This window comes from Firmicutes bacterium HGW-Firmicutes-1 (assembly GCA_002841625.1).
In the GTDB taxonomy this organism is placed as follows: Bacteria; Bacillota; Clostridia; order Lachnospirales; family Vallitaleaceae; genus HGW-1.
This window is the reverse complement of record PHAG01000006.1, coordinates 232,560-243,870: the sequence shown is the minus strand read 5'-3', so window position 1 is coordinate 243,870 and position 11,311 is coordinate 232,560. Positions and strand designations below refer to the sequence as shown.

The following is an 11,311-nucleotide window of genomic DNA, read 5'->3' as shown; positions in this document are numbered from 1 at the left end:
TTTTTCTCCCTACCTCTTTTGTCTTTATTATTTTTTAAGTTGTTACTTTAAAGTTTAATAAAACAATTTTTTTATGTTGTAATTGTCAAAATTAGCTTACTTCTGTTCATAAAACAAATTATGATAATGATACGTCACCCATTTTATCATTTATTGTTATATTATCTCATTTTTGTTACAGCGTCAAGACAAAATCGTTATACTTGTAAATTATTGGCTAATAGTATGATTATTTATATTTATTTGGTTTAATGTTATAACTTACGGGGTATTTCGTACAATAAACGACATTTATCGACAATAATTGACTATTTAGATATTCTCACAAAAAGCCATCATTTGTTATCTTTATAGAATCTACTAAATTATCATCTCATATCTTGGGTATCATGGGCATTTTTAAGCTAAGACATAAATTTACTTCGTTATTTATTCTATTTAATTTGAGGTTACTATTGTATATTAGTACAATTTTACCAATGCATTATTGACAGTTGAACAATCCTGATGTTACAATAGCAAAATCATTCAAGTTTGGAAAAACAATTTATAGGACTGTATGAAACAAACTCAAAACAATGACTCATTGTTCTTTATTTTTTCTATTAAAGATACTCACCATTACAAATAACATAAAACTTAATATTATGAGAATTAAATTTTTTTTGCTAACTAGAATGATAATATTATCTATGGGGGTAAGAAATGAACAAATTTATTAAACTAGTACTAACGGTTACTTTGATATTAACTTTACTACTACCATCAGCAATTACTATCTTTGCTGCTGAAGACGATGGAAATGATTATCCTATCATTTTAGTCCATGGCAATGGGGGCTGGGGCAGAGATGAAAAAAGTGGTTTTCTTTATTGGGGTGGTAACATTGATATTCAAGAAGAACTAAAATCTGTAGGATATGAGGTTTACACTGGGGTTGTAGGTCCTTTTTCTAGTAACTGGGACAGAGCATGTGAATTGTATGCTTACATTATAGGCGGAACTGTAGATTACGGCAAAGCCCATTCAGAAGAGTTTGGTCATGCTCGCTACGGAAGAACTTATCCAGGTTTATATCCAAACTGGGGTACCGAAGATACAAATGGTATCAATAAAATCCATATTTTAAGTCATAGTCAAGGAGGGCAAACTGCAAGATTATTTGCTCAATTACTTGAAGAAGGTAAACAATCAGAAATGACTGCTGTTTTAGGATTAAATCCTTCTCAAGAACAAATTAATACAGCTATTACAAATGGTACCTTATCAAAACTCTTCACAGGCACTTGTAATAATTGGGTTGAGAGTGTTACATCGTTCGCTTCACCACACGACGGTACAACAATGGCTAATTCTGTGAATTTAAGTGGGAATTTATTAGGACTATTTGCTACACCTGCTGGTGGTTTATTAATGGATACTGTAACCGGACTAAATAGCCAAGAAAATTACAGTTTTGATTTAAAGCTCGATCAATGGGGATTAACCAAATTGCCAAATGAATCATGTTATAATTTTTTCATAAGAGCACTTGGTAGTGAAATGTGGGAAGGTACCCAAGATTTCTCCAATTATGATTTAAGCACACAAGGTGCAACAAAAATGAATCAATGGGTAGAAGATCAACCTAATATTTATTACTTCTCTTACTCTTGTCAAGCAACAAAAAAAGGATGGCTAACTGACTTACACTTTCCAGATTCAAACTATATGAATCCTTTATTCAATGCTAACAGCTTAATTATGGGTTCCTATCAAAATTATTTTGAAAATGTTCTTGGCAGTAAATGGTTTCCAAATGATGGATATGTAAATACAATTAGTGAAGATGGCCCAACACTAGGTAGAACGACTGTAAACATCATTCCTTATGATGGTACACCAGAGAAAGGTAAATGGAACCATATGGGCATATTAAATAAAACTGACCATGAAGATATTATTGGAAGAAGTACTTCAACTCAAATGGGTGATTTAATTGGTTTCTATATTAATTATGTAGAGATGTTACAAGGTTTATAAGATACCAAAAACCTTCCTAGGTAAAACTAAGAAGGTTTTTTCTTTTGAACTCACTTATTTATATAGAACTTTCCTCGCGAAATCGAAACCAATGCACATGGCTACAAGCTTCTTAACAGTTATGTTATTAAGCTTGGCGAAGACATGTCAGTCAATGTTACAAAACCACGCATTCGCCACGGTTTCGTAACCGAATGCAAGCTTCGCTTGCACATCGGTTAAAACATCTTTAGACATTTAAAAAAAGCTACCCCATTTGGGATAGCTTTTCTATTTCACATCATTAAAACTTAATGACTATAATTACTTAATAATATCTGCAACAGCACCAGCGCCTACAGTTCTTCCACCTTCACGAATCGCGAAACGTAGACCTTTTTCCATAGCGATTGGAGCAATCAATTCAATTGTCATTTCGATGTTATCGCCAGGCATACACATTTCTGTGCCTTCTGGTAATTTGATAACGCCAGTAACGTCTGTTGTTCTGAAGTAGAACTGTGGTCTGTAGTTATCGAAGAAAGGAGTATGACGTCCGCCTTCTTCTTTTTTAAGAACATAAACTTGTGCTTTGTATTGTGTATGAGGAGTTATAGTACCTGGTTTAGCAAGTACTTGACCTCTTTCAATTTCATTTCTTTGAACCCCACGAAGTAATGCACCAATGTTATCTCCAGCTTGCGCATCGTCTAACAATTTACGGAACATTTCAACGCCAGTTACTACAACTTTTCTACTCTTTTCAACTAAACCAACAATTTCAACTTCGTCTTGAACGTGAATCACACCACGGTCAATTTTACCAGTTGCAACTGTTCCACGTCCTGTGATTGAGAAAACATCTTCAACAGGCATTAAGAAAGGTTTGTCAATATCTCTTATTGGATCTGGGATATAAGAATCTACAGCTTCCATTAATTCTAATAATCTGTCAGCCCATACACAGTTTGGATCTTCTAATGCTTTTAACGCTGAACCTTTGATTACAGGAATGTCATCGCCAGGGAATTCATATTCATTTAACAATTCTCTGATTTCCATTTCTACTAATTCTAATAATTCTTCGTCATCTACCATATCACATTTATTCATGAATACAACGATATATGGAACACCTACTTGACGAGCAAGTAAGATATGTTCTCTAGTTTGAGCCATAGGACCATCAGTTGCAGCAACAACAAGGATTGCACCGTCCATTTGAGCAGCTCCAGTGATCATGTTTTTAACATAGTCAGCATGGCCTGGGCAGTCAACATGAGCATAATGTCTGTTAGCAGTTTCATATTCAACGTGAGCCGTTGAAATAGTGATACCACGTTCTCTTTCTTCAGGTGTCTTGTCAATGCTATCGAAGGCAAATACTTCACCTGTACCTAATCTTTTGTTCAATGTTAATGTAATAGCTGCTGTTAATGTAGTTTTACCATGGTCTACGTGACCGATAGTACCAATATTAACATGTGTCTTATTTCTTTCATACTTAGCTTTTGCCATTTGAATTCTTCCTCCTTATATTGGGTTATACCCTTTATTTTCATATTGGTTGACTAGGATAGTCTCTCAGTTCTAGAGATACTCCTGTCATTGTGACATAATCACATTTTTGATATACTAGAATTATATTTTATCGTTTACGGTTTTGCAAGCTCAAATAATATTATTTCGCTTTACCAGCAACGATTTTTTCTTGAATTCCTTTTGGTAGTGGTTCATAATGATCAAATTGCATTGAGTATACTCCACGACCTTGTGTTTTTGATCTAAGGTCAGTTGCATAGCCAAACATTTCTGATAATGGTACGTAGCCGTGAATTTGTTGAGCTCCGTTTCTAGGGTCCATTCCTTCAATTCTACCTCTTCTTGAATTAATGTCTCCAATAACGTCTCCCATATAATCATCTGATACGATTACATCTACCTTCATGATTGGTTCTAATAATACTGGCTCACCTTTTCTCATCGCTTCTTTGAAAGCCATAGAACCAGCAATCTTAAATGCCATTTCTGAGGAGTCAACATCATGATAAGAACCATCATAACATTCTGCAAAAATACCAACTACTGGGTAACCACAAAGCACACCAGTATGCATAGAATCTCTAATACCTTCATCTACTGCTGGTACATATTCTCTTGGAATAGATCCACCAACTGTTGAATTTTTGAATTCATATAAAACTTCGCCGTTAACGTCCATAGGTGAAAACTTCACTTTACAATGTCCGTATTGTCCACGACCACCAGATTGTCTGATAAATTTACCATCTACATCAACTAACTTAGTAATGGTTTCTTTATAAGCAACTTGAGGTGCGCCTACATTGGCTTCTACTTTAAATTCTCTCATCATACGGTCTACGATAATCTCAAGATGTAGTTCACCCATACCACCGATGATAGTTTGACCTGTTTCTTGATCAGTATATGTTTTGAAAGTTGGGTCTTCTTCTGCAAGTTTTGATAAAGCAACACCCATTTTTTCTTGACCTGCTTTTGTTTTTGGTTCAATTGCAACGTGGATAACAGGTTCTGGGAATACCATGGATTCTAGAATAACTGCATCCTTTTCATCACATAAGGTATCTCCTGTCGTTGTTACTTTTAGTCCAACAGCAGCTGCAATATCTCCAGAGTATACTTTTTCAATATCTTCTCTTTTATTTGCATGCATTTGTAGAATTCTACCAAGACGCTCTTTTTTGTTCTTTGTTGAGTTTAATACATAAGAACCAGCATTAATCGTTCCAGAGTAAACTCTAAAGAAACATAATTTACCAACAAATGGGTCAGACATAATTTTGAATGCAAGCGCTGAAAAAGGCGCTTCATCCGTAGAAGGTCTGCTTACAGGTTCTTCAGTATCAAGGTCAATACCTTGAATAGCCGGTACATCTGTAGGAGCTGGCATAAATTCAACAATAGCATCTAATAAAATTTGAACCCCTTTATTCTTATAAGCTGATCCACATAGCACAGGGATGACTTTAACGTCAATAACTGCTTGTCTTAGAGCTATTCTAAGATCTGCTTCTGGGATTTCTTCACCTTCTAAATAAAGTTCCATCAATTTTTCATCAGTATCAGCAATTGCTTCAACCATTTCATCTCTTAACTCTTGAGCTTTGTCGCGTAAGTTAGCTGGAATTTCTCCTTCGGTAACATCTTGACCTAAATCATCGTTATAAATGTATGCTTTCATTTTTAATAGATCAATAAGCCCTACAAATTCATCTTCAGCTCCAATTGGATATTGAATAGGAATCGCATTCGCACCTAATCTATCTCTCATCATGTCTACACAATGTTGAAAATCAGCACCCATAATGTCCATTTTATTAACAAATGCCATTCTAGGTACGCTATATTTATCAGCTTGACGCCAAACTGTTTCAGATTGAGGCTCAACCCCACCTTTTGCACAAAAAACACCAACAGAACCATCAAGAACACGTAGTGAACGTTCTACTTCGACTGTGAAGTCAACGTGCCCCGGCGTGTCAATAATATTGATTCTATTATCTTGCCATTGACATGTAGTCGCAGCAGAAGTAATGGTTATACCTCTTTCTTGTTCTTGTTCCATCCAGTCCATTGTTGCAGCACCTTCATGAACTTCTCCAATTTTGTGGCTACGTCCTGTATAAAACAAAATACGTTCTGTTAAAGTTGTCTTTCCTGCATCGATGTGAGCCATAATCCCAATATTTCTTGTTCTTTCTAATGGGAACTGTCTTCCTGCCAAAGTATTTTTCCTCCTTTGGAAATCGATTAAATGTTTACAATGTTATTATTACCATCTATAACTTGCAAAAGCCTTGTTAGCTTCTGCCATTTTATGCATATCTTCTTTTTTCTTAACTGATGCTCCTGAATTGTTAGATGCATCTAATATTTCTCCAGCTAAACGATCAACCATTGTTTTTTCTCCACGTTTACGTGAATACAATGTTAACCAACGAAGTGCTAATGCTTGTTTTCTATCAGGTCTTACTTCGATAGGAACTTGGTATGTTGCACCACCTACACGTCTAGCTTTTACTTCTAAAACAGGCATAATGTTAGTCATTGCTTCTTGGAATACTTCTAATGCATCTTTCCCAGTTTTTTCGGCTACTTTTTCAAAAGCACCGTAAACGATTTTCTGTGAAGTTCCTTTTTTACCATCTAACATAATGCTATTAACTAACTTCGTTACAACTTTATCGTTGTATAATGGATCTGCTAAAACATCTCTTTTCGCTATATGTCCTTTTCTTGGCACGGTTCTTCCCTCCTTAATTAGAATAATAATTAATTCCTAGGTACTCACTTACCTATCATTAGGTTAGTGTTCGAGCCTGGTCCTAAATATATATGTTAACCTGCAACCAACAGGTAATATACTCTGATACCTGGCACTGTTATTACTTTTCATTTGTTACTTGCTTTTAGGTCTTTTCGCTCCATATTTAGAACGAGATTGTCTACGGTTAGCAACACCTGCTGTGTCGAGTGTACCTCTGACAATATGGTAACGTGTACCTGGTAAGTCTTTAACTCTACCACCTCTTAAAAGAACAACACTATGCTCTTGTAAGTTGTGACCTTCTCCTGGAATATATCCAGTTACTTCAATACCATTGGTTAAACGTACTCTGGCAATTTTACGTAACGCAGAGTTAGGTTTTTTAGGTGTTGCAGTCTTTACAGCTGTACATACGCCTCTTTTTTGAGGAGCAGAAACATTCGTTGCTTTTTTGTGTAAAGAGTTGTAACCCTTTTGAAGAGCCGGTGCTGTTGATTTTTTCTTAACAGTCGTTCTTCCTTTTCTTACTAACTGGTTAAAAGTTGGCATCCATTTCACCTCCTGAATCGTAATTATAGAAATTGTTCATTTCTACATAATTAGTGCTGCGGTTGCTGTTTTTACTTCTACATCGCATGCTTGTGCTAGTTCTTCCATAGTTTCAATATAAACTATCGGAATATTTTTACTCTCAGCAATTTCAATGACACGTAAGGTAACTTGTTTTTGCGCATTCTTTGCCACATACAACACCTTTGCAGTTCCATTTTCCAATACCCTAAGAGTTTGCTTGGTCCCGACTACTTTCGGTCCCTTTTGTAAATCGTGCATAATAGATCATCCCTTGTGGTCACTATTTATTTAAACATTAGTGTAGATATTATTAAAAATATCACAAATAATGCTCATCAAAATGCACACTGATGAATTTTATCACTTATTAACAAGATTGTCAAGGGTTTGTTTACAAATTTCCTGTTTAATCTGATTCACATATGATAATGTTTGTTTGCAAATTCCCAGCTTGATCTAATTGGCATATAGCAATGCTTGTTTGCAAATTTCCCACTTTATCCTGTTGTAACCTTCATATCATTTCAGGTTATGTTAGCAAACTTTCTATTAGATTCAATTGCATATTACATTATAAATCAATTTTTAGGTTTTAACCTTATTTCACGAAACAGAGACAAAGAGGCTATACTATGTGTTGTTAGTGGAGCAGGATGCGGAACGGCGTGACTTAACCCGCATGGACGCGGGTTGGAGCGAAAAAACACATAGTATAGCTTCTTTGTCGACAACTTGTAAAATTATTTCATCATTTTCAACAAAAAAAGAGAGCAATAAATGCTCTCCTATTTTTTTTATTCTTCTTCAAATAGCATTTCTTCTTCATCTTCTTCTACTTCTTGAAAATCAGATTGCATTACTTTTTCTATCTCAACATTTCTATATCGTTTCATGCCTGTTCCCGCAGGAATTAAGTTACCAATGATAACATTTTCTTTTAAACCAATCAGTGGATCTTCCTTCCCAAGTATTGCAGCTTCTGTTAATACTTTGGTTGTTTCTTGGAAAGAAGCAGCCGATAAGAAAGAGTTTGTAGCAAGTGATGCTTTTGTAATTCCAAGAAGCACTTGTCTACCATCGGCAATTTCTAAGCCTTGCTCTTCAAGTTCCCTATTGATTTTCTCATATTCTAAACGATCTATGAGGCTACCAGGTAAGAACTCAGCATTACCACTTTCTTCAATTCTTACTTTCTTAAGCATTTGTCTACAAATTACTTCGATATGTTTATCATTAATTTCAACACCCTGTAAACGGTAAACGCGTTGTACTTCTTGAATCATATAATCTTGAACTGCACGAACGCCTTTTATTTTAAGGATATCATGAGGATTAACACTACCTTCAGTTAATTCATCCCCTGCTTGCAACATATCACCATCGGATACTTTTATTCTAGAACCATAAGGAATTAAATATGCTTTGTCTTCCCCTGTTTCAGTAGCAGTAATAATTACTTCGCGTTTTTTCTTAGTATCGCTTATCGTTACTTTTCCATCGAACTCTGAAATAATTGCAAGTCCTTTTGGTTTTCTTCCTTCAAAAAGCTCTTCAACTCTAGGTAAACCTTGAGTTATATCATCTGTTGTAGCAATACCACCTGTATGGAAAGTACGCATTGTAAGCTGTGTACCTGGCTCACCGATTGATTGTGCTGCAATAATACCTACAGATTCGCCAACCTGTACTGCCAAAGCTGTTGCCATATTAGAACCATAACATTTTGCACAAACACCAATTTGTGACTTACAGGATAATACTGTTCTTATATGAACCTTTTCAATATCTGCTTTAATAACTGCTTTAGCTGTGATTGGTGTAATCATTGTATCAGCTTTTACAATTACTTTTCCAGTTTCTGGATGAATGATATCATGTATTGACCATCTACCAGAGATCCTCTCTTCAAGACCTTCAATTACTTCTTTACCATCCTTAAATGCCATTACTGTCATACCAACTGTTTCGTCATCATGTTCGCAACAGTCCATTTCTCTAATGATTAAGTCTTGAGAAACATCTACAAGACGTCTTGTTAAATACCCTGAGTCAGCTGTACGAAGTGCTGTATCAGCTAAACCTTTTCTAGCTCCATGGGCAGAGATAAAGTATTCTAATACATCTAAGCCTTCACGGAAATTGGATTTGATTGGTAACTCAATTGTTCTACCTGATGTATCCGCCATCAAACCACGCATACCTGCTAATTGCTTAATTTGCTTATCAGAACCACGGGCTCCAGAATCAGCCATCATGAAGATATTGTTATAACGCCCTAATCCACCAAGTAATGCCTTTGAAATTTTATCATCAGCTTTTTTCCAAGTATCAATAACGTTTTGATATCTTTCATAGTCTGTCATCATACCACGTTTGTACTCTTTCATAATTCTTTCAATAACAAGTTCAGCTTCAGCAATTACCTCTTTCTTACTTGCAGGAACCTCCATATCAGAAATAGATACTGTGATTGCTCCTCTTGTAGAATATTTAAATCCTAGTTTTTTAATATCATCTAGTACCTCAGAAGTTTTAGTCGAACCATGAACATTAATACATTGATGTAAGATTTGAATCATTGCTTTCTTGCCAACTATGAATTCAACCTCATATAAATGTCTATTTTCTGGAATTGATCTATCAACAAAACCTAAGTCTTGAGGTATTGCTTCGTTGAAAATAATTCTACCAACAGTAGTATCTACACGCGCTTTAAATACTTGCCCGTTTTCTTCGTGACTTTTTTCTACCTTTATTTTTGCATGAAGTGTAATTACTCCATTTTCATATGCTAAGATTGCTTCATTTTCATCCTTGAATATAGTACCTTCGCCTTTAACTCCATCTTTTGCAAGGGTTAAATAATAAGTTCCAAGAACCATATCCTGAGATGGAACTGTTACAGGTCCACCATCTGAAGGCTTAAGCAAGTTGTTTGGAGATAGAAGCAAAAATCTACATTCTGCTTGTGCTTCAACTGAAAGAGGAACATGGACAGCCATTTGATCCCCATCAAAGTCAGCATTGTATGCTGTACATACCAATGGATGTAGTCTAATTGCTTTACCTTCAACAAGTACAGGTTCAAAGGCTTGAATTCCCAATCTATGCAATGTGGGGGCTCTATTAAGCATTACTGGATGTTCCGTAATAACTTCTTCAAGTACGTCCCAAACGCTAGATTCTAATCTTTCCACCATTTTTTTAGCAGATTTAATGTTATGTGCCATACCGTCTGCAACTAATTTCTTCATTACAAAAGGTTTGAAAAGTTCAATTGCCATTTCTTTAGGTAGTCCACATTGGTAAATCTTAAGCTCTGGACCTACTACGATAACAGATCGACCTGAATAGTCAACACGTTTTCCAAGTAAGTTCTGACGGAAACGTCCTTGCTTACCCTTTAACATATCCGATAAGGATTTTAATGGTCTGTTTCCAGGACCAGTTACCGGACGACCACGTCTACCATTATCTATTAAAGCATCAACAGCTTCTTGAAGCATACGTTTTTCATTTCTTACAATGATATCTGGTGCTCCTAAGTCTAATAATCTTTGCAAACGATTATTTCTGTTGATTACTCTTCTATATAAATCGTTTAAGTCAGATGTTGCAAAACGTCCACCATCTAATTGAACCATAGGTCTTAAATCTGGCGGAATTACAGGTACTACTGATAGAATCATCCATTCAGGGCGATTCCCTGATTTTAAGAAAGCTTCTACTACTTCAAGTCTTTTAATAATTCTAGCTCTTTTTTGGCCAGAAGAATCTTTTAACGCACCTTTTAATTCAACGGATTCTTTTTCCAATTGGATGTTTGCAAGCAATTCTCTAACTGCTTCTGCACCCATCGCAGCTCTAAACTTATGTCCATATTTATCTATTGCTTCTCTGTATTCTTTTTCTGTAAGAATTTGCTTGTATTGTAATCCTGTATCAGCTGCTTCAAGTACAACATAAGATGCAAAGTAAAGAACTTTTTCTAGTGTTCTTGGGGATAAATCAAGAATCAAGCCCATTCTACTTGGAATACCTTTAAAGTACCAAATATGAGATACGGGCGCTGCTAGCTCAATATGACCCATTCTTTCACGACGTACCTTTGACTTCGTTACTTCTACACCACAGCGATCACAAACAACACCTTTGTATCTAATTTTTTTGTACTTACCGCAATGACATTCCCAATCCTTGCTTGGCCCAAATATTTTTTCACAGAACAGCCCATCTTTTTCTGGCTTTAACGTTCTGTAATTAATTGTTTCCGGCTTTTTGACCTCACCACGTGACCATTCACGTATACGTTCAGGTGAAGCTAACCCAATTTTCATGGCATCAAAATATATTTGTTGTTCTATATTCCCATTTTCACTTGACATTGAGTGACACTCCTTCCGTAATAAAAATCTATTTTTTTATTTC

At 35.6% G+C, this 11,311-nt stretch carries 7 protein-coding genes; 1 reads left to right on the top strand and 6 read right to left on the bottom strand.

Going from position 1 to position 11,311, the window contains the following annotated elements; all coding sequences use genetic code 11:
- The first annotated feature begins 705 nt into the window (after window positions 1–705).
- Window positions 706–2,022 (top strand): lipase, encoded by a 1,317-nt coding sequence (locus CVU84_08510; GenBank protein PKM94956.1) that lies wholly within the window; start codon window positions 706–708, stop codon window positions 2,020–2,022.
- Window positions 2,023–2,325: 303 nt separating this feature from the next.
- Here CVU84_08510 and tuf read toward each other — a convergent pair whose 3' ends face one another.
- The 6 genes from tuf to rpoC form a co-directional block, all read right to left on the bottom strand.
- Window positions 2,326–3,519 (bottom strand): elongation factor Tu, encoded by a 1,194-nt coding sequence (gene tuf, locus CVU84_08505; protein ID PKM94955.1) that lies wholly within the window; start codon window positions 3,517–3,519, stop codon window positions 2,326–2,328.
- 163 nt (window positions 3,520–3,682) lie between these two features.
- Complete coding sequence (gene fusA / locus CVU84_08500) at window positions 3,683–5,767, bottom strand: elongation factor G (protein ID PKM94954.1); 2,085 nt, start codon at window positions 5,765–5,767, stop codon at window positions 3,683–3,685.
- 48 nt (window positions 5,768–5,815) lie between these two features.
- Window positions 5,816–6,310 carry a 30S ribosomal protein S7 gene (locus CVU84_08495; GenBank protein PKM94953.1) on the bottom strand — a complete coding sequence of 165 codons (495 nt, stop codon included), beginning with the start codon at window positions 6,308–6,310 and terminating at the stop codon, window positions 5,816–5,818.
- A gap of 132 nt (window positions 6,311–6,442) precedes the next feature.
- Window positions 6,443–6,859 carry a 30S ribosomal protein S12 gene (locus CVU84_08490; GenBank protein PKM94952.1) on the bottom strand — a complete coding sequence of 139 codons (417 nt, stop codon included), beginning with the start codon at window positions 6,857–6,859 and terminating at the stop codon, window positions 6,443–6,445.
- A 42-nt stretch (window positions 6,860–6,901) separates the two neighbouring features.
- Window positions 6,902–7,141: a 50S ribosomal protein L7ae-like protein gene (locus CVU84_08485; protein PKM94951.1), complete on the bottom strand. Its 240-nt coding sequence runs from the start codon at window positions 7,139–7,141 to the stop codon at window positions 6,902–6,904.
- A 536-nt stretch (window positions 7,142–7,677) separates the two neighbouring features.
- Window positions 7,678–11,268: a DNA-directed RNA polymerase subunit beta' gene (gene rpoC, locus CVU84_08480; protein PKM94950.1), complete on the bottom strand. Its 3,591-nt coding sequence runs from the start codon at window positions 11,266–11,268 to the stop codon at window positions 7,678–7,680.
- Window positions 11,269–11,311: the final 43 nt, after the last annotated feature.